Genomic DNA, 24518 nt, shown 5'->3' on the forward strand with positions numbered 1-24518 from the left:
GTGGAGCGCCAATAGGGACGGGGCGCCGGAGCTGGCTGGTTTCATGGCCCGCGTGCGCAGCACGCTTCGTGCACTGACTGTCGCCCACTGTTTGACCACAACGAACGAAGTGAGTGGCGGGAGTTTGGGCGACGGGCCATGAAACCAGTCAGCGGAGGGAAGTCTTCGCCCCGAGAGGGGCGAAGACCGCCCCGGCCGGCGAGCCACAGCCTCCCCGCACCCGCCTTCAAGCGCCCATGCCCGAACGACCCGCCCGCCTAGAATCGCCAGTTCCACTTTCGAACCCTTATGCTGACCTTCCAGCAAATCATCCTGCGCCTGCAAGACTACTGGGACCGCCAGGGCTGCGCGCTGCTGCAGCCCTACGACATGGAGGTCGGCGCCGGCACCAGCCACACCGCCACCTTCCTGCGCGCGCTCGGCCCGGAACCCTGGAAGGCGGCCTACGTGCAGCCCAGCCGCCGCCCGAAGGATGGCCGCTACGGCCAGAACCCGAACCGCCTGCAGCACTATTACCAGTACCAGGTCGTGCTGAAGCCTGCACCGGCCAACATCCTCGAGCTGTACCTCGGCTCGCTCGAAGCGCTGGGCTTCGACCTGAAGGCCAACGACGTGCGCTTCGTCGAGGACGACTGGGAGAACCCGACGCTCGGCTGCTGGGGCCTCGGCTGGGAGGTCTGGCTGAACGGCATGGAGGTCACGCAGTTCACCTACTTCCAGCAGGTGGGCGGCATCGACTGCAAGCCGATCACCGGCGAGATCACCTACGGGCTCGAGCGCCTCGCGATGTACCTGCAGGGCGTCGACAACGTCTACAACCTGAAGTGGACCGACACGCTCAGCTACGGCGACGTCTACCTGCAGAACGAGATCGAGCAGAGCACCTACAACTTCGAGCACAGCGACGTCGACTTCCTGTTGCAGGCCTTCGCGGCGCACGAGAAGCAGGCCACCTACCTGATGGCGCAGCAGCTCGCGCTGCCGGCCTACGAGCAGGTGCTGAAGGCCGGCCACACCTTCAACCTGCTGGATGCGCGCGGCGCGATCAGCGTCACCGAGCGCGCCGCCTACATCGGCCGCATCCGCACCCTGGCGCGCGCCGTCGCGAAGAGCTACCTCGACAGCCGCGCCCGCCTCGGGTTCCCGATGGCGCCCAAGGCCTGGGCCGACGAAGTGATCGAGCAACTGAACAAGAAGAAGGCGGCCTGAGCGATATGAGCACCCACAACCTGCTGGTCGAGCTGTTCGTCGAGGAGCTGCCGCCGAAGGACCTGAAGCGCTTCGGCGAGGCCTTCGCCGCGACGCTGTTCGCCGGGCTGAAGACGCGCGGCCTGGCCACCGACCACTCCGCCACGACCTCGTACGCAACGCCGCGCCGCCTGGCGGTGCACGTCAGCGCGGTGCGCGCGCAGGCCGACGACCGCGCGGTGTCGCTGAAGCTGATGCCGGTCAGCGTGGGCCTCGCCGCCGACGGCCAGCCGACCCCCGCGCTGCTGAAGAAGCTCGCGAGCGTCGGCGCCGATGCGTCGGTGCTGCCGCAGCTGAAGCGCCAGCCCGACGGCAAGGCCGAGGCGCTGTTCTACGACAGCCTCGTCAAGGGGCCGATGCTGGCCGAGGGCCTGCAAGGGGCGCTCGATGAAGCCCTGGCCGGCCTGCCGATCCGCAAGGTGATGCAGTACCAGCTGGACGACGGCTGGAGCAGCGTGAACTTCGTGCGCCCGGTGCACGGCCTGGTCGCGTTGCACGGTGCCGACGTGGTGCCGCTGCGGGCGTTCGGCCTGGTGTCGGGCCGCGAGACGCGCGGCCACCGCTTCGAGGCGGCGATCGAGCCGGTGGTGTTGCAGGATGCCGACCACTACGCGCGCCAGCTCGAGGACCAGGGCGCGGTGATCGCGAGCTTCGCGGCGCGCCATGCCGAGATCGTGCGCCAGCTCGACCATGCGGCGAAGCAGCAGGGCCTGCAGCCGATCGACGACGCGGCGCTGCTCGACGAGGTGACCGCGCTGGTCGAGCGGCCGAACGTGCTGCTGTGCCGCTTCGAGCCGGAGTTCCTCGACGTGCCGCAGGAATGCCTGATCCTGACGATGAAGGCCAACCAGAAGTACTTCCCGCTGCTCGACGCGGCCGGCAAGCTGACCAACCAGTTCCTGGTCGTCAGCAACATCCGCCCGGCCGACGCGAGCCGCGTGACCGGCGGCAACGAGCGCGTGGTGCGCCCGCGGCTGGCCGATGCGAAGTTCTTCTACGACCAGGACCGCAAGAAGTCGCTGGCCGATCGCGTCGGCGGGCTCGACAAGGTGGTCTACCACGGCAAGCTCGGCTCGCAGGGCGAGCGGGTGCAGCGGGTGCGGGCGATCGCAGTGGGCATCGCCAGGCAGCTGGGTGCCGACGTGGCGCAGGCCGACCGCGCCGCGCTGCTCGCCAAGGCCGACCTGCTGACCGACATGGTCGGCGAGTTCCCCGAGCTGCAGGGCATCATGGGCGGCTACTACGCGCGCCACGACCGCGAGGCCGACGAGGTCGCGCTCGCCATCGAAGACCACTACAAGCCGCGCTTCGCCGGCGATGAACTGCCGCGCGGCCCGATCGGCGAGATCGTCGCGCTGGCCGACAAGCTGGAGACGCTGGTCGGCCTGTTCGGCATCGGCCAGCTGCCCACCGGCGACAAGGATCCGTTCGCGCTGCGCCGCCATGCGCTGGGCGTGATCCGGCTGCTGAGCGAACGCCAGCTCGCGCTGCCGCTCGACAAACTGCTGCACGACGCGGCGCAGGCGTTCGGCGACAAGATCACCGATGCCAGTGCCGCGCTGAGCGACTTCATCTACGAGCGCCTGGCCGGCGCGCTGCGCGAGCAGGGCGCGACGGCGCAGCAGGTCGATGCCGTGCTGTCGCTGCGGCCGAAGGAACTCGGCGACGTCGGCAAGAAGCTGGCGGCTGTGCGTGCGTTCGCGGCGCTGCCCGAATCGGAATCGCTGGCGGCCGCCAACAAGCGGGTCAGCAACATCCTGAAGAAGGCCGACGGCGATGTCGCCGAGCAGGTCGATGCGGCGCTGTTCACCGACCCGGCGGAGAAGGCACTGCACGCCGCGCTGGTCGAGATCGAGCGGATCGCCCGGCCAGCCTTCGACCGGCGCGACTTCACCGCCTCGCTGCAGGCGCTCGCGGCCCTGAAGGCGCCGGTCGACGCGTTCTTCGACCAGGTGATGGTCAACGCCGACGATCCGAAGATCCGCGTCAACCGGCTCGGCCTGCTGGCGATCCTGCGCAGCGCGATGAACCGCGTCGCCGACCTCTCCCGGCTCGCGGTGTGAACCATGCCGCGTGAAGCTCGTCCCCAGAGGTCCGATGCCATGAACCTGATCATCCTCGATCGCGACGGCACCATCAACGAAGACCGCGACGACTTCGTCAAGACGGTCGACGAGTGGGTGGCGATGCCGGGTGCGCTCGAGGCGATCGCGCGGCTCAACCATGCCGGCTGGCAGGCGGTGATCGCGACCAACCAGTCGGGCCTGGGCCGCGGCCTGTTCGACATGGCGACGCTGAACCTGATGCACGCGAAGATGAACGTGCAGCTCGCGCGCGTCGGCGGGCGCATCAGCGCGGTGTTCTTCTGCCCGCACACGCCCGAAGACCAATGCGATTGCCGCAAGCCGCTGCCCGGCCTGTACCTGCAGATCGGCGAGCGTTTCGGCGCCGACCTGAAGAACGTGCCGGTGGTCGGCGATTCGCTGCGCGACCTCGAGGCGGCCGTGGCCGCCGGCTGCCCGCCGCACCTGGTGCGCACCGGCAAGAGCGGCGCGCTCGACGAGGCGCAGCTCGCGCAGCTGCGCGAGAAGGTGCCCGGCCTGCAGGTGCATGACGACCTGACGGCGTTCGCCGAACACATGATCCAGCAGGAGCGCACGCTGCGCGGCGCCTCCGGCAAGACCGACTCCGGATTCGGAAGGCTCGATTGATGTCGAAATTCATTGCGGCGCTGCGTTCGCTGCTGTTCGTGCTCTGGATGGCGGCCACCGTGATCCCGTGGGCGGTGTTCTCGCTGATCGCGTCGATCTTCATCCGCGGCACGCCGCTGTTCTGGTTCACCACCTTCTGGCTGCGCATCGCGATCACCGGCTGCCGTTTCATCTGCGGCGTGCGCTACGAGGTGAAGGGCATGGAGAACCTGCCCGACGGCCCGGCCATCCTGCTGTCCAAGCACCAGTCCACGTGGGAGACCTTCGCGTTCCCGACGCTGATGCCGCGCCCGCTGTGCTACGTGTTCAAGCGCGAGCTGCTGTACATCCCGTTCTTCGGCTGGGCGATGGCGCGGCTCGACATGGTGCACATCGACCGCAGCAAGCGCGCCGAGGCCTGGAACCGCGTGGCCGAGCAGGGCAAGCGCTTCATGGCGCAGGGCAACTGGGTGATCATGTTCCCCGAGGGCACGCGCATCACGCGCGGCCAGCAGGGCACCTACAAGACCGGCGGCACGCGGCTGGCGCTGGCGACCGGCGCGCCGGTGGTGCCGATCGCCGTCAACTCGGCCAGCTGCTGGCCGCGCAAGTCGTTCCTGGTGCGGCCGGGGCTGATCACCGTGTCGATCGGCCAGCCGATCGCGCCGGCCGGGCGCGAGGCCGACGAGCTGATGCGCGAGGTCGAGGGCTGGATCGAGGGCGAGATGCGGCGCATCGATGCCGGGGCATACACGCCGTCATAGCTCGCATCTACAATCGCGGCCCATGACGCGACGCGTGCCGGGCCCCGAAGAATCACAGTTGTCGCTGTTCGATGAGTCGCCCCCGGCGGCGGTGTCTGCGGCCCTCTGGCCTTCGCTGCCGCGTGTGCCGGTGACCGATGCGCCCGCGGCACCGCCGCCTGTCGCGCCTCCTCCCGTCTCCAGCCTGCAGCCCGCGGTCTTCCGCCATCCGCAGGCCCAGCGCGAGATCCGCCTGAACGATCACCTGGTCGGCTATGCGCTGCGCCGCGCGCGCCGCCAGAGCATCGGCTTCGTCGTCGGCACCGAGGGCCTGAGCGTGGCGGCGCCGAAATGGGTCGGCCAGCAGGACATCGAGTCGGCGTTGCGCGAGAAAGCCGGCTGGATCCTGCGCAAGCTCGGCGAGCAGCAGCAGCGCGCGCAGCGGCTGCAGGCGGCCAAGGTCGACTGGCGCGACGGCACCGGCATCCCGTTCCTCGGCGAGACGGTGATCATCGTGCTCGATCCGCGTGCCACCGGCGCCATCCTGAACACCGATGCGGCCGCGCTGCCGGGCGTGCCGCGGCTCACGCTGCACGTGGGGCTGCCGCAGACCGCGACGCCGGAGCAGATCCGCGACGCGGTGCAGAGCTGGCTGCAGCGGCAGGCGCGGCGCATCTTCGAAGACCGCTGCCGGCATTTCGCGGCGCAGCTGAACGTGCGCTACACGCGGCTGAGCCTGTCGTCGGCGCAGACGCGCTGGGGCAGCGCGAGCGCCGACGGCCGCATCCGGCTGAACTGGCGGCTGATCCATTTCGCGATGCCGAGCATCGACTACGTGGTGGCGCACGAGCTGGCCCACCTGCGCGAGATGAACCACAGCCCGCGCTTCTGGGACGTGGTGCGCTCGGTGATGCCCGATTTCGAGCAGGTGCGCGGCACGCTGAAGGACGACGCGCTGCCCGTCTTCGATTGAGCGGGGCGGGCACAATCCGCCGCTGATGTTCAGCCTCAACCGCTACTCCTTCCGCCAGCTGCTGCTCGTCGCCTTCCTGCTGATCGCCGCGCTGCTCAGCGCGGCCTCGTTGCGCGGCCTGTTCCAGCTCGAAGGCCTGCTGCGCCAGAGCAGCGAGGGCGCGCGCCAGGCCGTCGCGCACACCGCCGATGCGCAGGTGCTGGCCGAGCGCACCGTCGCGATGGAGCGCGCCGCGCGCCAGTACCTGGTGCTCGACGATCCGGTGCTGCGCCAGCGCTTCGAAGAGGCCGCGCGCGACGCCACCTCGGCGCTCGCCCGCCTCGCCGACAACCGCATCCCGTCGAACCTGGCCGCCGACTGGCGCGCCACCGAATCCGACATCGAGGCCCAGCTGAGCGGCCCCGATCCGGCGATCCGGCTGCGCGAGGTCACCGTGACCACCGCGTTCCGCGAGCTCGAATCGATCAACGCCGCGATCGCCGAGCAGGTGCGCCTGGCCACCGAGACGCGCAACCAGGTGCTGATGAGCGAGCTCGAAGCCGGCCGCACCCAGCTCGGCCGGCAGATCCTCGCGGCGATCGGCATCTCGATCGTGATGGCGCTCGGCTTCGGGCTGTGGCTCGCGCGGCCGCTGAAGCACCTGGAGCGCGCCGTCGTCAGCCTCGGCGAGAACCGGCTCGACCAGCCGATCGACATCCGCGGCCCGACCGACGTGCGCCTGCTCGGCCGCCGCCTCGAATGGCTGCGGCTGCGGCTGGCCGAGCTCGATTCCGACAAGTCGCGCTTCCTGCGCCATGTCTCGCACGAACTGAAGACGCCGCTGGCCGCGCTGCGCGAAGGCGTCTCGCTGCTCGAGGACGGCGTCACCGGCGAGCTGAGCGAGAACCAGCGCGAGGTCGCGCGCATCCTGCGCCAGAACACCCACGTGCTGCAGAGCCAGATCGAGGACCTGCTGCGCTTCAACGCCGCCGCGTTCGAGGCCCGCCAGCTGGTGCGGCGCAAGACCGAGCTCACCGCGCTGATCCGGGACCTGGTCGCCCAGCAGCGGCTGCAGTGGCAGGCGCGCCAGCTCGCGGTGGTGGTGGAGGGCGAACCGCTCGTCGCCGAGGTCGATGCCGACAAGCTCGGCGCGGCGCTGGGTAACCTTTTGTCGAACGCGATACGCTTCAGCCCCGCGGGCGCTACCATCCGTTTTTCCGTGACCCGCGTGCCCGGCCGTGCCTGCATCGACATCGTCGACCAGGGCCCGGGCGTTGCGGCGGCCGACCGGGCGCGCGTGTTCGAGCCCTTCTACCGCGGCGAACGCCAGCCGGGCGACGCGGTGCGCGGCAGCGGCATCGGGCTGTCCATCGTGCACGAGTACGTCACGGCCCATGGCGGCCAGGTCGAACTGATGGACGACGGCCGCCCCGGCGGCGCTCACTTTCACATCGAATTGCCCCATGCGCGTTAGTCCCGTCCTCCGTTGCGCTCCCGCCTGGCTCGTCACTCTGCTGCTGGCGGCCTGCGTGACGCCGCCTTCCGAGCTGCCGCCGCCCGCACCCGCCGCCTCGGCGCCGGTGCCCGCGCCGACGCCCGCCGCGTCGGCCGTCGTGATACTGGTGCCGGCGCCGGTCGAGCCGGCCGACCAGGTGTCGCGGCAGATCCTCGGCTACCACGAGCAACTGCGTCAGATGTCGGCGGGCGACCTCGGCAACGAGATCACGCGCCTGAACGCGATCGTCAGCGCGAACAGTGCCGCGGCGCCGACCGGCGCGGTGCTCGAACTGGCGCTCGCGCTCTCGCAGCAGCACAACGGCGGCGACGTGGCACGCGCACAGCAGCTGCTCGAATCGGTCGTGAAGGCCGGCGCCACCGAGCTGCAACCGTGGCAGCCGATGGCGCGCCTGCTGCTCGCGCGCATCGCCGAGCAGCGCCGGCTCGAAGACGCGTTCAACCGCGAGGCCGCGCAGCGCCGCGACCAGCAGCGCACGCTGCAGCAGCTCAACGAGAAGCTCGAGGCGCTGAAGGCGATCGAGCGCAGCATGACGACCCGCCCCGGGCCGGGCGCGAGCGCGGTGCCGGTGACGCCGTTGCCGACGCCGGCGGCCGCATCCGCTCCCGCGGCACCGAAGGCGCCCTGAGGGGCACCGCGCCGCATGGCCAACATCCTGCTCGTCGACGACGACCCCGACCTGCTGAAGCTGCTGTCGATGCGGCTCGGCGCGGCCGGCCACCGCGTGACCTCGGTCGAGTCGGCCGAGGCGGCGCTGACGCAGCTGGCGGTCGCGCGGCCGCAGCTGGTGGTGAGCGACGTGCAGCTGCCGGGGCGCGACGGCCTCGCGCTGTTCGACGAGATCCGCGCACGCCATCCGGCGCTGCCGGTGATCCTGCTGACCGCGCACGGCACCATCCCCGATGCCGTCGAGGCCACCGCGCGCGGCGTCTTCAGCTACCTGACCAAGCCGTTCGACGGCAAGGCGCTGCTCGACAAGGTGAACCAGGCGCTGGCGCTCGCGCCGCCGCTGCCGCAGGCCGAGGACGGTGATGGGGCCTGGCGTGCCGCGATCGTCAGCCGCTCGAACGCGATGACCGAGCTGCTCGGCGAGGCCAAGATGGTGGCCGCGTCCGATGCGAGCGTGCTGATCCGCGGCGAGAGCGGCAGCGGCAAGGAGCTGCTCGCGCAGGCCATCCACCGCGCGAGCGCGCGTGCCGCGAAGCCGTTCGTCGCGGTGAACTGCAGCGCGATCCCCGAGGCGCTGCTCGAATCCGAGCTGTTCGGCCATGTGAAGGGCTCGTTCACCGGCGCGGTCGCGAACCACCGCGGCCTGTTCGTCACGGCCGACGGCGGCACGCTGTTCCTCGACGAGATCGGCGACATGCCGCCGGCGCTGCAGGTCAAGCTGCTGCGCGTGCTGCAGGAGCGCTCGGTGCGGCCGGTCGGCGCGAGCCAGGCGGTGCCGGTGGACGTGCGCATCCTGTCGGCCACGCACCGCGACCTCGATGCGGCGATGGCCGAGGGCCAGTTCCGCGAAGACCTGTACTACCGGCTCAACGTGGTGTCGCTGCACCTGCCGACGCTGGCCGAGCGGCGCGACGACATCCCGCTGCTGGTGAACCACTTCCTCGCGAAGCTGGGCGAGAAGTACGGCAAGCGCTTCAACGGTTTCGCGCCCGAGGCGATGAAGGCGCTGACGACCGCGAGCTGGCCCGGCAACGTGCGCCAGCTGCACAACGTGGTGGAGCAGGTGTGCGCGCTGACGACCACGCCGCTGATCCCGCTGACGCTGGTGCAGCGTGCGCTGCGCGTGCCGTCGGTCGAGGTGCTGACCTATGCGCAGGCGCGCGAGCGCTTCGAGCGCGACTACCTGGTCGGCCTGCTGAAGCTGACCGACGGCAACGCCGCCGACGCGGCGCGGCTGGCCGACCGCAACCGCACCGAGTTCTACCGGCTGCTGCAGCGCAACGGCCTGACGCCGGGGCAGTTCAAGGCGGCGGCGGACGACGAGGGCTGAGCCCCGCGATTGCTGTCAGGCCCACGCGGCCGGATGCGAGCCCGGGGGCATCGACGGCCAGCGCCACAGCGGCGGCGTGTCAGAGAACTGCGCCGCATGCCGCGCCGCGACCAGGCGGCCGAAGCCCGAGGGTTCGCTGACGAGGAAGGGCGCGAAGTCGGGCGCCTGCGCCGACAGGCCGCCGTCGACCCGGCCGAGCGAACGCAGCCACTGCCCGACGCCCGCCAGCGACACCTGCACATGCCAGCTGCCGCCTTCGCGGGCCTGGCGCCACAGCGCGGCCTGCGCGCCGAAGGCCAGCAGGTAGCCAGCCGCGTAATCCAGCGCCTGCAGCGGCAGGGCCTGCGGCTTCGCGGCGCCGGCGGCGCGCGCCTCGGCGTCGTTGAAGCCGGTGGCGGTCTGCACCAGCGAATCGAAGCCGCGCCGCGTCGACCACGGGCCGCTCGATCCGTAGGCCGACAGCGACACCGCAACGATGCCCGGCCGCAGCGCCGCAAGCTGCTCCGGCCCGAAGCCGAGCGCCTGCAGGCCGCCGGGCCGGTAGCCCTGCACGAACACATGTGCATCGGCCAGCAGTGCCTGCAGCCGCTCGCGCCCCGCGCCGCTGCGCAGGTCGAGGTGGGCCGATCGCTTGCCGCGGCTGGTCTCGGCGATCGCGTCGATGTTGGGCAGGTGCGGCGAGTTCAGCAGCAGCACCTCGGCACCGTAGGCCGCGAGCGTGCGGCCGGCCACCGGGCCGGCGAGGATGCGTGTCAGGTCGAGCACGCGCAGGCCGTGCAGCGGGCGGTCGGTGTCGGCGGCGTCGGGCCGCGCGAGCGGTGCGGCTTCGCCGATGCGTTCGATGCGCACCGCCGGCTGGCCGGCCAGCGCGAGGGCTTGCGGATGCCGGTCCCAGGTGTCGAAGCTGCGCAGCGCGGCGACCACCAGGCCGGCCTGCGCCGCGGCGTCTTCGAAATCCTCGGCGCGCCAGCCGCGCAAGGCCTGCTCGACGGCGGGGCGCTCGGTGGCGTCGCCGGTCGGGCAGCCGAGCAGCTTCAGGGCGCCGTCGCGGTGGTGAGCGAAGTTCGCGTGCAGGCGCACCCAGCCCGGCTCGCCCAGCGCCTCGCCGCAGCGGTACAGGCCCGACAGCTTGTCCCAGAGATGCAGGGCGCGGCCGTCGAGCGTGAAGTGCGCGCAGCTCTCGAGCACGGCGTTCTCTCGCGGCACCCGCACGCGCTGGCGGCGGCCCTGGCGCAGGTGCCACAGCTCGGCGGCCGCGCCGGCCGCAGCGGCCATGCTGGCCTGGATCGCATCGGCGACGGCGAAGCTGCTCGGCAGCACCGGGGCATCGCCCGGCGCCTCGATGTGATCGAGCGCCGCCGCCGGCAGGCCCGCCTGCTGCCACAGGCCGGACAACGCGCGCTGCGCCGGACCGGCATCACGATCATCGATGGGCATGCGGTGCTCCCAGCCCGGCGATCAGCGAGTGATGCAGCGAGACCCCGGCCAGCACGCCATCGGCCGACGCGAAGGTGGCGTTGTGGCGCAGGTGCGCGGCATCGCCGGCCGCGTAGACGCCGGGCACGCTGGTCTGCTTCATGTCGTCGACGCGCAGCATCGGACCGAACGGACCGTCGGTGAGTTCGCAGCCCAGCGAGTCGACCAGTTCGTGGCCGATGCGCACGCGCGGTGCGACGAACAGCGCGTCCAGCGGCAGCGAGCGGCCGTCCGCGAGGCGCACCGCGCTGAGCCGTGGCAGCGGCCCTTCGAGGGCCTGCACGACGGCGGGTTCGATCGCGACGCCGTGCGCGCGCAGCCGAGCGGCCTCGTCGTCGGCCAGCGGCTGCCCGTTCAGCAGCAGCGTGGTCGGGCCCCACTCCTTGATCAGCAGCGCATGGTGCACCGAGGCCGGTCCGGCCGACAGCACGCCGAGGCGGCGACCGGCCTCTTCGTAGCCGTGGCAGTACGGGCAGTGCAGCACGCTCGCGCCCCAGCGCGGCGCGAGGCCGTCGATGTCGGGGAAGGTGTCCTGCACGCCGATCGCCAGCAGCAGCCGGCGCGCCGCGAGCCTGCGGCCGTCGTCGAGCGACACGCTGAAATCGTCCCCGTCGCGGCGGGCCTGCAGCGCGCGGCCGCTGACGAACTGCACCGTCGGGTAGGCCTGCACGCGTTCGCGTGCGGCGGCGATCAGCTGCAGCGGCGGCGTGCCGTCCTGCGCGAAGAAGCCGTGCGACCGGGCCGCAAAGCGATTGCGCGGTGCGCCGTCGTCGACCACCGCGACCGTGCGGCGGGCGCGCGCCAGCTGCAGCGCGGCCGACAGGCCGGCGAAGCTGCCGCCGATCACGACGGCGTCGAGGGAGGCATCGAGGGTTTCAATGGGCATGGTGGAGGTCCTTCAGGGTGTGGCCGGTGGCTTGCAGCCGGCGGTGGAAGTCGTTCGACAGGTCGGCGAGCGTCACCTGGCCGAGCCGGGCCAGCAGCAGCGCCTCGGCCTCCTGGCAGGCGTGGTCGAGTGCGGCGTTGACCGCCTGCTCGACGAGGCAGCCGGGGCTCTCGGTGCGGTTGCCGAACGCGAGCAGCCCGGGCGAGCCGAGCGCCGCATGGATGTCGCCGAGCGTCACCTCGTGCAGCGGGCATGACAGCACCCAGCCGCCGCCGTGGCCCTTGGCCGATGCGACGAAGCCGGCTTCACGCAGCCCCGTCATCAGCCGGCGCACGACCACCGGGTTCGTCTGCATCGCCGAGGCGAGCGATTCGGAGGTGGCCGGGCCGTCCTGCTCGGCCATGTGCAACAGCACGTGCAGGACGCCGGAAAGCTTGCTGTCTCGTTTCATGCAACATTATGAGTTGCATGATGTTCGGGGCGCCTGGGGCCCGCCCCGAAAACCCCACGCAGGGGTGGGGCACTCCAGCGCGCAGCGTGTCAGCGCGGTGCGTCGCCGCTGCGGGCCGCCGTCACGACGCGGTGCACGAACGCCAGCTTGCGCACCACCGGCTCGGGCATCACGAACGGGTAGGCGTCGTGCGAGCCGAGGCTGCGCGACATCGCGTTGATGAACTGCGAGATCGGCAGCCAGCGCTCGATCAGGGCCGGCTCGAGGGCCTCGTCGCGCGACTCCAGGGCTGCCGCGCGCACCGGCTCGCCGCCCGGCGAGGCGAGCTGCAGGCCCCAGGCCGCGGCGGTCTCCAGGCCGTCCTGCACGTGCAGGTAGTGGGCCCAGCATTCGGCCCAGTCCTCCCACGGGTGCGCGCTCGCATAGGCGCTGACGAACTGCTGCGGCCAGTCGGCCGACGGCGCGCCGTAGTGGGCCTGCAGCGCCTGCGCATAGTCGGCGCGCTCGTCGCCGAACAGCGTGCGGAACTCGTCCAGCCACGGCGTGCCGTCGACCAGCAGGTCCCAGTAGTAGTGGCCGATCTCGTGCCGGAAATGACCGAGCAGCGTGCGGTAGGGCTCGTGCATCTCGGTGCGCGTCGCCTCGCGCTGCGCATCGTCGGCCTCGCGCACGTTCAGCGTGATGGTGCCGTTGTCGTGGCCGGTCAACACGCGCTGGCCGGGCTGCATCTCCGCGAGGAACTCGAACCACACGCCGTGCTCCGGATCGACAGCCCGGCTGCGCACCGGCAGGCCGAGCGACAGCAGGCTGTACACCAGCCGGCGCTTGGCCTGCTCGATGCGTTGCCACGACAGCAGCTTGTCCGGCTCGCTGAGCGCCGGCAGGATGTGCGTGGTCTGGCACGAGGTGCACAGCGTCGCCTCGCTCGCGGCCGGCACCATCCAGTTGCAGGCCTGCGCGCTGGTGTAGTTGTGACAGGGGCGCTGGGCCGCGGCGCCGTCGCGCAACCGGGTCCAGCGGCCGTCGGCCGCGACCTCGAACGCGCCCATCGCCAGCTCATCCGGCACGAAGCCGAGCGTGGCGCCACAGCGCTCGCAGGCCACGTTCTCGAAGAACACGCGCAGTCCGCAGCGTTCGCATGACAAGGTCTTCATGCGGCGAGCATAGGAGGCCGCCGCAGCACGATGCGGCGCCGCAGCGCCCGTCGGCGTGTAGGACGAATGCGCATTCGCGGCCTCTTCCCCAGGCTTCCCCCCAAGGAGGGGAGTGGCCATCTCCCTCACCCTGATGGGCGGGTTTCAGCAACTGTCATGCAAGCTCCACCACAATCGCCGTTCAGGTCCGTGGACGCAGAACAGGACCGCAAGACATCGCAAGAAAAGGGGAACGGCCGATGATGTTCACGCTGCGCATGGCGCCCGACTGGGCGGAGCAGGTCCGCAAGATCCGCGAGGCGGTCACCGAAGACACGCACCTGATCCGGGCCGACAACGGCTTCTACCGCATCTGCCGCGCGGGCGATGCGGGCTTCCAGGTCCGCGTGCAGCCGGGCAGCGGCACCCGAGGCGTGGAGCTGAGGTTGCGCGAGAGCGACCTCGAGGTGACGCACATCGACGGCGCACCGTTCGAGCCCGGCACCGCCCGTGTCGATCCGCGCCGGCTGCAGGCGCCCGCGCTCGACGAGGCGCTGCTCGCGTTGCAGCGCAGCGCCGGCCCGCAGCGCTTCGAGGCGCAATCGCTGCTGGTGCTGTGCGTGGCCGGATCGCTGCGCAGCGACGTGCTCGCGGCGAAGATCGGCCAGTTGCTGCGCGTCGTGGCGACCGGCCTGCCCGGCGTGGCGGCGCAGTGGCCGGTGGGCGAACTGCTGCAGGAGGCGCGGGCCTGGGGCCCGGCCTGCGAATCGATCTTCAACGCGATCACCGGCACCGCGCGCGGCATCGCGCTGAAGCGCCGCTCGGAGCTGACGCCGCTGCAGCGGCATTTCAGCGAGCGTGTCGAGCTGGCGAAGATCGAGCCGGGGCTGCAGGCCGCGGCGCGCAGCATCCAGGTGCTGAAGCGGCCGAAGTGACCTGAGCTTTCAGGGCACCGCGCGGCAGCCGGTCAGCAACTCCAGCAGCCGGGACTGGATCGCCTGGCGCGACGACGACTTCGCGAACTCGCTGCGCGCCATCAGCTGCGCGCCGGCCGGCGTCTTGCGAAAGCGATCGACGGCGGCGACCTCTTCCTCGGTGTACTCGACGATCGGCGATGCGAGCGTCTCGCCGGCATCGAGCCGGGCCTGCGTCACGCTGCGCTCGGCGTACTTGCGGCCGGCCGGTGTCGCGAGGAAGGCCTCGATCGCGTCGATCTCGGCCGCGCTCCAGTTGTCCTTCACGGCGCTCTCGAAGACAGGCACCAGCGCGCCGGCTTGCAGCGACTGGACGCAGGTGGCCGCGTCGACAGTGATCTTGCCGCCCTGGCGGGCTTCGCGCATCGCGCTCTGCACGCCGAGCAGCGTGGAGCGGGCGAGCAGCGTCGCGCTGGCGGTGGGCGTGGCCGCCCTGCCGGGGATCGCCTGGGTGGCGAGCAGCGCAGCGAAGACGGTGGCAGTCAGGGGGGTGGTGATTCGCATCCGGCGATTTTCCCGCATCTGGCGCGACCGTCCGCAACGCAAGGTAAGCAAGCCGCGTAGGCGGATCCTGCGCACCGTTCGGCCCGCCGTCCGACAGACTCCGGCCTCGAGGATGAACAGACTTCAAGGATCCACTGCTTGAAGGAGCCGTTCATGAAGACTTCCACTTTGTTGCCCACTTTGTTGCGCTCGTTCGCGCTGGCACCGCTGATGGTGCTGAGCGTCTCCGCCAGCATGGCCGCCGACAGGACGGCCCCGCAAACCGCCCGCGCCCGCTTCGAGCAGGACAGCGCCGTCTGCAACAGCGGCCGCTCGAACCAGGACCGTGCGACCTGCATGCAGGAGGCGCGCGCCGCACTCGCCGCGGCACAGGGCGGCCGCCTGCCCGATCCGGATCCCAGCCTTGCCCGCAACGCGACCAGGCGTTGCGCCGCATTGCCGATGGAAGACCGCAAGGATTGCGAAGCGCGCATGCAAGGGCAGGGCACGACCAGCGGCAGCGCCGCGGCCGGCGGCATCTACCGCGAACTGGTGACGCGCACCGTCGGCCCGGTCGAGAACGCGGCCTCGGCCGTGATGCCGGCCGATCCCGAGCGCAAGTGATCGGCTGAACACGCCGGCCACTGCCAGCGGTGGCTTGGCCGCAGCGCCTCGATGAACTCCGCATCGTGGCTCGCCACCAGCAGCGCGCCCTCGAAGCCCTGCAGTGCGCGCTGCAGTTCCAGCGTGCTGTCGAGGTCGAGGTGGTTGGTCGGCTCGTCCAGCAACAGCAGGCAGGCCGGCTGGCCGCGCCACAGCGCGCAGGCGAGCGCGGCCTTCAGGCGCTCGCCCGCACTCAGCGCGCCCATCGGCAGCGCGACGTGTGCCGCACCCAGGCGCAGCTGGGCCAGGCGGGTGCGCAACTCGGCGGGCGGCAGCGGGCTGTCGAGATCGCGCAGGTGCTCCAGCAGGGTGCGCTGCGCCGGCAGCGCGGCCGCACCGTCCTGGTCGAGCACCGCGAACGGCACATGCAGCGTCGCGCTGCCCGCGGCCGGCGGCAGCAGGCCGGCGATCACCCGCAGCAGCGTGCTCTTGCCGCAGCCGTTCGGGCCGGTCAGCGCGATGCGCACCGGGCCGCTGAACGACGCGTCGCGCACCGGCGTGTCACCGTGCGGCAGCTGGAGCTCGTCGAGGCGCAGCACCAGCTTGCCGGGCACGACGCGGCTGGCCGGCAGCGCGACGAACACCGCCGGCTCCTGCGCGACGCGCCGGGCCGCATCGCGCACCGCAGCGTCGAGCGCGTGGCGGGTGCCGGTATCGCGCTTCACGTCGCGCGCGTTCGTGGCTTCGGCCGTCTCGCGCATGCCGTTGATCGTGATCGCCGACAGGTTCGCGCTGCGGGCGCTGCGGCGCGCCTGCGACTGCTTGCGCTGCCGCGCGTCGTGCTCGCGGCGCAGCCGGGCCAGCGTGGTGTCGCGCTCGTTGCGCGCATGGGCGAGCGCCGCGCCGGCCGCGGCCGCCTGCGCGTCGCGCTGCGCGACGTACAGGCCGTAGTCGCCGCCGTAGACCGACAGGCCGCGCGGCCCGAGTTCGACGATGCGGTCGACCGCACGCAGCAGCTGCCGGTCGTGGCTCACCAGCACCACCGGGCGCTGGCACTGGCGCAGCCAGCGCTGCAGCCACGCACGCGCCGGCGCATCGAGGTGGTTGCTCGGCTCGTCGAGCACCAGGCAGTCGGCCTCGGCCGCCATCGCGCCGGCCAACGCGACGCGCATGCGCTCGCCGCCGCTCAGCGCGGCCATCGGCGTGCCGGGCGAGAGGCCGGGCAGGCCGGCGTCGGTCAGCGCCTGCGCAATGCGCGCCGGCAGGTCCCACTGGCCGTCCGCAAGCAACAGGTCATCGGCCGTCGCGAGGCCCGCCGCAAGGCGATCGACCGCCGCGAGCGCCGCGGCCAGCCCCATCGCATCGGCCACGCGCCGCGGGTCGTGCGCGAGCAGCGGGGGTGACACCCGATGCGCGCGGCCGGCGCGTTCGACGCGGCCGCCCGAGGGCTCGAGGTCACCGGTCAGCAGCTGCACCAGCACGCTCTTGCCGACGCCGTTGCGCCCGACGATGCCGAGCCGCCCGGGCCCGATCGACAGCGACAGCGGGGTCGACCACAGCGCGCGGCCGTCGGGCGTGCGCCATTGCACATCGCGCAACTGGAACGCGAACGACGGAGACGAGAAGGAAGAAGCAGGAGGGGCGGGCGGATGCGCCCCGGACGGGCGCGGGCCCGTGGAGATCGATGACATGGCTGGCTTTCCGAGGAAGCTTCCGAAGAAGCAGGCACGCCACGCCGCATCAAGGGGGCGTGGAACGGCGTTCGAGGGAAAGGCTCAGCGGCGCATCGGACGGGCAGGCAGGGGTGGAAAAGCGGCGATCCTAGCGACGGTGTCGCGCATCGTCAACGCGCCGTCATCAACTTGAAGGATGAACGGTCGGCGGCGGACCCTCCAAAGGTGGGATGCGGGGCCAGGTTGCGTTGTAGGACCGCGTACCATCCTGCGCACACCCAGCAAAGCGCATCACCGCAAAGGCGCGACGTGGAGACGACAGCCCCCAGTCCCGGCGACGAGCCCGGCCTCGCGTTCGAGGCCGGCGAGCTGGCCGCGCGCAAGGCTGCGAATGCGCGTCGCGTCCACACCGTGCAGATCCCGGCGATCCGCGCGGTCGGCTTCGTGATCGTCTGCCTGATGGTGGTGCTGCAGGCGTGGCGCGAGGGCACGGTGCTGGCGCCGCTGCAGCTCGCGCTGATCGGCATCAACCTGCTGTACGCCGCGGTCGGCTGGATCGCGCTGCGCGTCGGCTGGAAGCGCACCGGCCGGCTCGACCTGAGCCTGCTGCTGTTCCACGTCGACGTGCTGGTGTGGATCGCGAACCTGCACTACCTCGAGAAATCCAACCTCTTCTTCGCCTACCTGCTGCTGATGCGGGTGGCCGACCAGGTCGGCTTCGGTTTCCGGCGCGCGTTCTGGTTCAACCACGTGGCGGTGGTCGCCTACCTGGTCTACGCGCTGTGGCTGTGGACCTGGGAGCCGGCCGCGGTGCAGTGGCTCGAGCGGCTCGCGATCGCCGCGACGATGTACGTGCTCGGCGCCTACCTGTCGGTGACGGGCCTGGTGATCGAGCGGCTGCGCAACCGCATGCGCATCGCGGTGCGCTCGGCGCGCGAGATGGTCGACAGCCTCGAGCAGGCGAGCCGCGCCAAGTCGCAGTTCCTCGCGATGGTGAGCCACGAGATCCGCACGCCGATGAACGGCATCCTCGGCACCACCGAGCTGCTGCTGACGACCGAGCTGCAGCCCGACCAGCACCGCTACGCGAAGACCGCGCACCGCTCGGCGATGGCGCTGCTCGCGCTGATCGACGACGTGCTCGACCTGTCGCGCATCGAGGCCCGCAAGCTCACGCTGCACCCGACCGCGGTCGACGTGGGCACGCTCGCCGCCGAGACCGTCGAGCTGATGAGCTTCGCCGGCCGCGACAAGCCGGTGACGCTGAGTTGCTCGCTGCCCACCGCGCTGCCGGCCGTCGTCGAGTGCGATCCGGTGCGGGTGCGGCAGGTGCTGGTCAACCTGCTGCACAACGCGATCAAGTTCACCGAGCGCGGCACGGTCGCGCTGGTCGTCACGCTGCTCGCCGACACGCCCGAGGCGGTGCGGCTGCGCTTTCGGGTCGAGGACTCCGGCATCGGCATCCCGGCCGACAAGCTGGGGCTGATCTTCGACGCGTTCACGCAGGTCGACGGCAGCAGCACGCGCCGCCACGGCGGCAGCGGGCTGGGCCTCGCGATCGTCAAGCAGCTGGTGGAGCTGATGGACGGGCGCCTGGGCGTCACCAGCGAGCCGGGCGTCGGCTCGGCCTTCTGGGTCGAGCTGGACATGAAGAAATCGAGCGCGACGCCGGTGCCGGCCGCGACCACGCTGTCGGCGCTGCCTACCGAACCGGCCGAGCCACGCGGCCCGCTGCGCGTGCACGTGCTGCTCGCCGAGGACGATCCGGTCAATCAGATGGTGCTGCACAGCATGCTGGTGAAGCTGGGCTGCGAGGTCGACATCGCAGCCGACGGCGCGGCCGCATTGCGCGCCGCGCAGGAGTTCCGGCACGACCTGATCTTCATGGACCTGCACATGCCGGTGATGGACGGCCACGACGCGGCGCGCCAGATCCGCGCGTGGGAGCGCGAGCAGGGCGGCTACACGCCGATCGTCGCGCTGACCGCCGATGCGCTCGACGGCGACCGCGAGCGCTGCCTGGAGGCCGGCATGAACGACGTCGTCACGAAGCCGGTCAGCACCGCGATGCTGGCCGCCGTGATCGAACGCTGGACGGCGCACCGGGCGCCGCCGGCGTCGACGTGGTGACTGACAAGACCGTTCGCCCTGAGCAGGGACCGAGCTTGTCGAGGGCCCGTCCGTCGAAGGGTTGCGCCCGAAGCGTGCAAGGCCCACGACAAGCTCAGGTCCTTCGACAAGCTCAGGGCGAACGGGGTTCTTTGCAACGGCCGGGCGCCGTCAAGCGCCTGTCGTGCTCAGAGCCAGCCCTTGCGCCGTGCGGCCGCGATGTCGTGTGCCTTCTGAATCTTCGCCAGGTTGATCGCATTCAGCCTGTCGTACTGAGGGTGCTTCGCGAAGTACGGCCCGAGCCAGCCGTCTTCGTGCGTGAACGACATCGTCCAGGCGAGGTTCGGCGGGAACACCTGGTAGTCGCGCAGCATCGCCCGCACCGGGCGCTGGTCGGTCTTGAATGCGAGGTCGCGGTCGTTGGACAACACGATGTACTCGTGCGCCTGCTGCTGGTCGTACGCGGCCTGTGCCGGAACGCCCGAGAGGCTCGGGTAGCGCTCGAAGCTGAAGACGTGCCAGAGGTAGGCGCGTGCATTGGCGCCAGAGCGATCCTGGCCGAAGACCTCGAGCCACTGCGCGACCAGCGCGGCCACCTCCTGCTTCGTGAAGGTGTGCGTCACCGGGCCCGGCGTGACCAGCGGTTCGTGGAGGCGGCGATCGACCATCGCGCGCACTCTAGCGCACCGGCATGCTCACCGAAACCGGCGCACTGAAACCCGCTGTTACCCGGCCGGAACGCGGGCCGCCGCGAATCTCCCCTACGCTCGATACTCCATTTTGAAAACGGTTTCATACCGAAGGGAGCGTGATGGTGTCGAACAAGAATTCAATGTCTTCGCTGCGTGCGGGCCTCGCCGCCGCGCTGTTGGCCGTGCTCGCCGCCAGCCCCGCGCTGGCCGACGTGCCGGCGCTGTCGGTCAGCGGCAACCAGCTGCAGGTGGGCGGCACGCCGGGCAGCCTGTCGGGCGTCAGCTACTACTGGAGCAACAACGGCTGGCCGGGCGCGAAGTACTACAACGCGAGCACCGTGGGCTGGCTCAAGTCGGACTGGAAGGCGAAGGTGGTGCGCGCCGCGATGGGTGTCGAGGATGCCGGCGGCTACCTGCAGGACCCGGCCTCGAACAAGGCGCGGCTGAAGGCGGTGGTCGACGCGGCGATCGCCAACGACCTGTACGTGATCATCGACTGGCACTCGCACTACGCCTGGCAGTACCAGGCGCAGGCGATCGAGTTCTTCCAGGAGATGGCGCGCACCTACGGCAAGAACAACCACGTCATCTACGAGATCTACAACGAGCCGAAGAACGACGCGAGCTGGAGCGGCAACGTGAAGCCGTATGCGCAGGCGGTGATCGGCGCGATCCGCGCGATCGACCCGGACAACCTGATCATCGTCGGCTCGCCGAACTGGTCGCAGGACGCCGACGTGGCGTCGCGCGACCCGATCACCGGCTTCTCGAACATCGCCTACACGCTGCACTTCTACGCCGGCACGCACGGCCAGGGGCTGCGCGACAAGGCGACCACCGCGATGAACAACGGCCTCGCGCTGTTCGTCACCGAATGGGGTTCGGTGAATGCCGACGGCAACGGCGGCGTGGCCACCGCCGAGACCGCCGCCTGGGTCGATTTCATGAAGGCGCGCAAGCTGAGCAATGCGAACTGGGCGCTCGACGACGCACCCGAAGGCTCGGCCGCGCTGGTGGGCGGCGCGAGCGCGACCGGCGGCTGGCCCGAATCGTCGCTGACCGCCTCGGGCAAGCTCGCGCGCAGCATCGTGCAGGGCTGGCCGGCCCCGGCGCCGACGACCTGCAGCAACACCGCGGTGCCGGCGACGCTGCAGGCCGAGGGCTGGTGCCAGATGTCGGGCGTGCAGGTCGAGGCCACCGCCGATGCCGGCGGCGGCAACAACCTGGGCTATATCGACGCAGGCGACTGGATGACCTATGCGGTCGACGTGCCGGCCGACGGCAACTACCGCGTCTCGTACCGCGTGGCCGCCGCAGCCAGCGGCGCCAGCCTGCAGCTGGAGCAGGGCGGCGGCACACCGGTGTTCGGCACGGTCAACATCGCCAGCACCGGCGGCTGGCAGAACTGGACGACGGTGTCGCACGTGGTCGCGCTGAAGGCCGGCAAGCAGGTGCTGGGCGTGTCGACGAAGACCGGCGGCTTCAACCTGAACTGGCTGCAGGTCGAACGCGCCGACAGCGGCGGGGCGGCGATCGCCACCGTGAAGGCGAGCACGTTCTCGCAGATGAGCGGCGTGCAGACCGAGGCCACCACCGACAGTGGCGGCGGGCAGTCGGTGGGCTACATCGATGCGGGCGACTGGCTGTCGTATGTGAACACGCCGATCACGGTCCCGAGCACCGGCACCTACACGATCGCGTTCCGCGTCGCGAGCCTGAACGGCGGCGGCTGGTTCTCGTTCGAGGAGGCGGGCGGCACGCCGGTGTACGCGACAGTGTCGGTGCCGGCCACCGGCGGCTGGCAGAACTGGACCACCGTCAAGGCGACGCTGACGCTGACCGCGGGCACGCACAAGTTTGGCTTCAAGGCGCAGACCGGCGGCTGGAACCTGAACTGGTTCAGCGTGACGCCCGGCGTGCAGTAGACGTCACGGCGAGGGTCAGGCGTCAGGGGGCGCGAAACGCTCCGCATGGGCGGCGGACATCAAGGTCCGCAGCGCCGGCCACTTGCGCGTCCAGAACGGGCCGGCCGGGATCAGGCTCGGGTCGATCGCATCGGCCACGTGCTGCTCCCAGCGGGCCGCGACCTTGCGGCCGGCGTCGCTGAGTGCGAGCCGTTCGATTTCCGACACGAGGGTCTGCAGCGGGCTGCGGCCGGCGGCGGTCTCGGAGGGGGCGATGCTCGCGGCCCTCTCGCGAAGAAACTCGCGCGCGACGCCGATCGCCAGGCCGAGCTGCAGTGCGCCTTTCTCGGTCTTCTTGTTCGGCAGCTCATGCAGGTTGGCCGTGCGGCTGCAGAGCAGGTCGAGCGGATGCATCACCAGGAAGCCGTGCCGGCCGAACTCGATGTGCATCGCGCGCTGCAGGACCTTCTTCGCGTCGAGACCGATCACCTTGAAGATGATGTCGACGTTGACGAATTCCTCGGCCGAGAGATCGAGCTCGACCTGCCCGACGAGCGACGTGAGCGCCTGGCGACGCGCAAAGCGGGCCTGGCCGTGGATGGCACGGGCGAACTTCTCGACGGAATCGGTTGCGGTGGGCGATTGGGTCAGGAAGTCGGCATCCTGGGAGATGACCGGCAACTGCTTTGGCACGCTCAGGCCGTACCGGGCCACCCAGAACATCAGCGCCTGGCCGCCGACGAGCACCTCGCCGTCGTCGCAGACGCTCAGCAGCTTCTCCACCACATGCCATGGTGTTTCGGCTGCCCTGCGCCGTGTCACCACCCCTTGCCCGGCCTGGCCGGCAAGCGCTCGGTGACCTTGGCTGCCTTCACCCGTTCACGCGAGAACAGGAAGAGGCTTTCCGGGTCGCGTTCGCCGCGCTCGACGGCGCGCTCGAATTCCGCCTTCCGGGCGGTGATCGATGCCGCGCCGGTGTAGGTCTTGCGTCGGCGGGTATTCCCCGGTGTGGACGTGACGTGGGCCAGGATCCGCTCCTTGACGCCAGGGTCGCCCTGCAACAACAGCAGCGACTCTTCCATCGTGATGCCGGCGGCATCGAGGGCCGCGCCCAGGCGCACCCAGTACTCGATCTGCTCCGCCAGCGAGCGGTGAACCGCCTCGCCGGCTGCCGCGGCAAGTTCATAGACGCCGTCGGAGACGCGGATCGATTTGGCCATGCCGCCATCTTATGTGGCATTTCACGACATAACAAGAAGGCATCAGCACCCCCCGAACGCCTTCGCCACCCGCACCAGCTTGTCCGGATTGCGCTGCACGTGGATGCGCACGATGCGCTCGCCGTCGGTCTCGAAGGTCTGCGCCGATTCGAGCACTCCGTCGAAGAAGCGCAGCAGGCCCCATTCGCCGTTGATCAGCGCGAGCTCGATGCGCTGCCCGTCCTTCAGGCGCAGGTTCGTCGCGAAGAACAGCTGCGCGATGCGCTGGCCGCCCCGCATCGGCCGCCCGAAGCTCGACACCTTGCCGCCGCCGTCGCCGATCAGCTCCGCGTCGTCGGCCAGCATCGCCTTCAGCGCCGAGAAGTCGCCGCCGGTCAGCGCCTGCGCGAAGCGGCCGAGCAGGCGCCGGTGCGTGTCGGGCGACACCTCGAAGCGCGGCCGCTCGTCGCGCAGCTGCTCGCGGGCCCGGTGCACCAGCTGCCGGCAGGCGGCTTCGCTCTTGCCGATCGCGCTGGCCAGCTCGTCGTACCCGGCATCGAACACCTCGCGCAGCAGGAAGGCCGCGCGCGCCTCGGGCGCGAGCCGCTCCAGCATCAGCAGGAAGGCGACCGACACGTCGTCGGCCCGCTCCAGCATCTGCTCCGGCGAATCCTCGGCGTCGGTCAGCACCGGTTCGGGCAGCCACAGGCCGGCGTAGTGCTCACGCTGGACCTTCGCGGCGCGCAGCCGGTTGATCGACAGCCGGGTCGTGACGGTGACCAGCCAGCCGGTCGGGTCGTCGTGTGCCACGTAGTCGGCCTCGTGCCAGCGCAGCCACGCGTCCTGCACCACCTCCTCGGCCTCGGCCATCGAGCCGAGCATGCGGTAGGCGATGCCGCGCAGCCGGGGCCGCAGGCCGTTGAAGGCGAGCGAGGCGGTGTCCATCGGGGCAAGAGGTCGGGAGCACCCATTCTGAGCCACGGCGGCGGGTGCAGGCGGGTCATTGCCCGGCGAACCACGCCTCGAAGTTCACCGTGCCAAGGCGCGCGCCGTCGCCCGCTACCAGCGTGCGGTCGTCGATCTCGGCGCCGAAGTAGCGCGCCTGCGCGTCGTCGACCACGGTGCGGGAGTCGCCCTTGGCGGCGAGGAAGCGCCGCACCAGCTCGGCCAGCCGGACGCGCTCGGGGCCGGCGATCTCGACCGTCGCGCGCAGCGGCTTGCCGAGTGCCACGTCGTGCATCGCGTCGGCCACGTCATCCGACGAGATCGGCTGCACGAAGGCCGGCGACAACCGCACCGTCTTGCCGTCGGCCCCGGTGCCCGATTGCGCGATGCCGCCGAGGAATTCGAAGAACTGCGTCGAGTGCACCAGCGTGTACGGCAGCGGCGAGGCCTTGATCAGCGCCTCCTGGGCCGCCTTGGCGCGGAAATACCCGCTCGCCTGCAGCCGCTCGGTGCCGACCACCGACAGCGCGACGAGGTGGCCGACATCGGCGGCGGCCGCCGCGGCCAGCAGGTTGCGGGTCGAGACCTGGAAGAAGCTCATCACCGCGTCGTCGGCGAACGACGGCGAGTTCGACACGTCGACCACCACCTTCGCGCCCGCCAGCGCGGCGGCCAGGCCCTCGCCGGTGAGCGTGTTGACGCCGGAATTGGGCGAGGCGGCGAGCACCTCGTGGCCGCTGCGGGCCAGGCGTTGCACGAGCTTGCTGCCGATCAGGCCGGAGCCGCCGATCACGACGATCTTCATGGTGGGCTTTCAGGAGTTGCGGAGGGTGGAACGGATG

Annotated in this window: 23 protein-coding genes; 12 read left to right on the forward strand and 11 right to left on the reverse strand. The window is 70.9% G+C overall.

Translation table 11 applies throughout. From position 1 onward, the window contains the following. Nucleotides 1-288 precede the first annotated feature (288 nt). Genes glyQ through AC1DXV_RS09245 form a run of 8 tightly spaced genes read left to right on the forward strand, consistent with a single transcriptional unit; the run spans nt 289 to nt 9148 of the window. Nucleotides 289-1209: a glycine--tRNA ligase subunit alpha gene (gene glyQ, locus AC1DXV_RS09210; protein WP_477871719.1), complete on the forward strand. Its 921-nt coding sequence runs from the start codon at nt 289-291 to the stop codon at nt 1207-1209. A gap of 5 nt (nt 1210-1214) precedes the next feature. Next, a complete protein-coding gene (glyS, locus tag AC1DXV_RS09215) occupies nt 1215-3311 on the forward strand; it encodes a glycine--tRNA ligase subunit beta (RefSeq protein WP_477933301.1) in 2097 nt (698 codons plus the stop codon). Nucleotides 3312-3350: 39 nt separating this feature from the next. Beyond that, nucleotides 3351-3959: a D-glycero-beta-D-manno-heptose 1,7-bisphosphate 7-phosphatase gene (gmhB, locus tag AC1DXV_RS09220; protein WP_477867906.1), complete on the forward strand. Its 609-nt coding sequence runs from the start codon at nt 3351-3353 to the stop codon at nt 3957-3959. After that, on the forward strand, nt 3959-4702 hold the full coding sequence (locus AC1DXV_RS09225; RefSeq protein ID WP_477933303.1) for a lysophospholipid acyltransferase family protein: 744 nt from the start codon (nt 3959-3961) through the stop codon (nt 4700-4702). The genes gmhB and AC1DXV_RS09225 overlap by 1 nt, the downstream gene beginning before the upstream one ends. Nucleotides 4703-4724: 22 nt before the next feature. Next, entirely contained in the window at nt 4725-5654 is a 930-nt protein-coding gene (locus AC1DXV_RS09230) for a M48 family metallopeptidase (protein WP_477867910.1), read from the forward strand. A 25-nt stretch (nt 5655-5679) separates the two neighbouring features. Continuing rightward, a complete protein-coding gene (locus AC1DXV_RS09235) occupies nt 5680-7107 on the forward strand; it encodes a sensor histidine kinase (RefSeq protein ID WP_477867912.1) in 1428 nt (475 codons plus the stop codon). A 55-nt stretch (nt 7108-7162) separates the two neighbouring features. Further along, a complete protein-coding gene (locus tag AC1DXV_RS09240) occupies nt 7163-7777 on the forward strand; it encodes a restriction endonuclease subunit S domain-containing protein (protein WP_477867914.1) in 615 nt (204 codons plus the stop codon). 15 nt (nt 7778-7792) lie between these two features. Continuing rightward, nucleotides 7793-9148: a sigma 54-interacting transcriptional regulator gene (locus tag AC1DXV_RS09245; RefSeq protein WP_477867916.1), complete on the forward strand. Its 1356-nt coding sequence runs from the start codon at nt 7793-7795 to the stop codon at nt 9146-9148. Nucleotides 9149-9163: 15 nt separating this feature from the next. Here the strand turns inward: AC1DXV_RS09245 and AC1DXV_RS09250 are convergent, their stop codons facing one another. From AC1DXV_RS09250 to AC1DXV_RS09265, 4 genes are all read right to left on the reverse strand, one after another. Continuing rightward, nucleotides 9164-10585, reverse strand: a complete 1422-nt coding sequence (locus AC1DXV_RS09250; protein ID WP_477933305.1) for a CoA transferase — start codon at nt 10583-10585, stop codon at nt 9164-9166. After that, nucleotides 10572-11510, reverse strand: a complete 939-nt coding sequence (locus tag AC1DXV_RS09255; RefSeq protein ID WP_477872812.1) for an NAD(P)/FAD-dependent oxidoreductase — start codon at nt 11508-11510, stop codon at nt 10572-10574. The genes AC1DXV_RS09250 and AC1DXV_RS09255 overlap by 14 nt, the downstream gene beginning before the upstream one ends. Then, nucleotides 11500-11961, reverse strand: coding sequence for an Rrf2 family transcriptional regulator (locus AC1DXV_RS09260; RefSeq protein WP_477872814.1), 462 nt, complete (start codon nt 11959-11961; stop codon nt 11500-11502). The genes AC1DXV_RS09255 and AC1DXV_RS09260 overlap by 11 nt, the downstream gene beginning before the upstream one ends. 89 nt (nt 11962-12050) lie before the next feature. Beyond that, nucleotides 12051-13115, reverse strand: coding sequence for a zinc-binding metallopeptidase family protein (locus tag AC1DXV_RS09265; protein ID WP_477933307.1), 1065 nt, complete (start codon nt 13113-13115; stop codon nt 12051-12053). 239 nt (nt 13116-13354) lie between these two features. On the opposite strand from AC1DXV_RS09265, the gene AC1DXV_RS09270 reads away from it, so the two are divergent. After that, complete coding sequence (locus AC1DXV_RS09270) at nt 13355-14029, forward strand: ribosome-inactivating family protein (protein ID WP_477872188.1); 675 nt, start codon at nt 13355-13357, stop codon at nt 14027-14029. A 9-nt stretch (nt 14030-14038) separates the two neighbouring features. On the opposite strand, the gene AC1DXV_RS09275 is transcribed toward AC1DXV_RS09270, so the two are convergent. Next, nucleotides 14039-14572, reverse strand: coding sequence for a hypothetical protein (locus AC1DXV_RS09275; RefSeq protein WP_477872190.1), 534 nt, complete (start codon nt 14570-14572; stop codon nt 14039-14041). A 153-nt stretch (nt 14573-14725) separates the two neighbouring features. Here AC1DXV_RS09275 and AC1DXV_RS09280 point away from each other — a divergent pair, with 153 nt between their 5' ends. Next, entirely contained in the window at nt 14726-15175 is a 450-nt protein-coding gene (locus AC1DXV_RS09280) for a hypothetical protein (protein WP_477872192.1), read from the forward strand. Here the strand turns inward: AC1DXV_RS09280 and AC1DXV_RS09285 are convergent. Next, a complete protein-coding gene (locus AC1DXV_RS09285; protein WP_477933309.1) occupies nt 15091-16845 on the reverse strand; it encodes an ATP-binding cassette domain-containing protein in 1755 nt (584 codons plus the stop codon). The two genes, AC1DXV_RS09280 and AC1DXV_RS09285, sit on opposite strands and share 85 nt — an antisense overlap. A gap of 291 nt (nt 16846-17136) precedes the next feature. Between AC1DXV_RS09285 and AC1DXV_RS09290 the strand changes: the two genes are divergently transcribed. Continuing rightward, complete coding sequence (locus AC1DXV_RS09290; RefSeq protein ID WP_477933311.1) at nt 17137-18957, forward strand: ATP-binding protein; 1821 nt, start codon at nt 17137-17139, stop codon at nt 18955-18957. A 167-nt stretch (nt 18958-19124) separates the two neighbouring features. Here the strand turns inward: AC1DXV_RS09290 and AC1DXV_RS09295 are convergent, their stop codons facing one another. Beyond that, nucleotides 19125-19604: a DUF4275 family protein gene (locus tag AC1DXV_RS09295; RefSeq protein ID WP_477868714.1), complete on the reverse strand. Its 480-nt coding sequence runs from the start codon at nt 19602-19604 to the stop codon at nt 19125-19127. A 164-nt stretch (nt 19605-19768) separates the two neighbouring features. On the opposite strand from AC1DXV_RS09295, the gene AC1DXV_RS09300 reads away from it, so the two are divergent. Next, a complete protein-coding gene (locus tag AC1DXV_RS09300) occupies nt 19769-21553 on the forward strand; it encodes a cellulase family glycosylhydrolase (protein ID WP_477868712.1) in 1785 nt (594 codons plus the stop codon). A gap of 15 nt (nt 21554-21568) precedes the next feature. Here AC1DXV_RS09300 and AC1DXV_RS09305 read toward each other — a convergent pair whose 3' ends face one another. Genes AC1DXV_RS09305 through AC1DXV_RS09320 form a run of 4 tightly spaced genes read right to left on the reverse strand, consistent with a single transcriptional unit; the run spans nt 21569 to nt 24481 of the window. Then, nucleotides 21569-22315 carry a hypothetical protein gene (locus AC1DXV_RS09305; protein WP_477868710.1) on the reverse strand — a complete coding sequence of 249 codons (747 nt, stop codon included), beginning with the start codon at nt 22313-22315 and terminating at the stop codon, nt 21569-21571. A 35-nt stretch (nt 22316-22350) separates the two neighbouring features. Further along, the gene (locus tag AC1DXV_RS09310) at nt 22351-22752 is read right to left on the reverse strand and encodes a TA system antitoxin ParD family protein (protein WP_477868708.1); all 402 of its coding nucleotides are present in this window, start codon (nt 22750-22752) and stop codon (nt 22351-22353) included. Nucleotides 22753-22794: 42 nt separating this feature from the next. Then, nucleotides 22795-23676, reverse strand: coding sequence for an RNA polymerase sigma-70 factor (locus AC1DXV_RS09315; protein ID WP_477868706.1), 882 nt, complete (start codon nt 23674-23676; stop codon nt 22795-22797). A 55-nt stretch (nt 23677-23731) separates the two neighbouring features. Further along, on the reverse strand, nt 23732-24481 hold the full coding sequence (locus tag AC1DXV_RS09320; protein WP_477868704.1) for an SDR family oxidoreductase: 750 nt from the start codon (nt 24479-24481) through the stop codon (nt 23732-23734). Nucleotides 24482-24518 lie beyond the last annotated feature (37 nt).

The sequence above is a fragment of the Rhizobacter sp. P3_C12 genome (genome assembly GCF_056402735.1).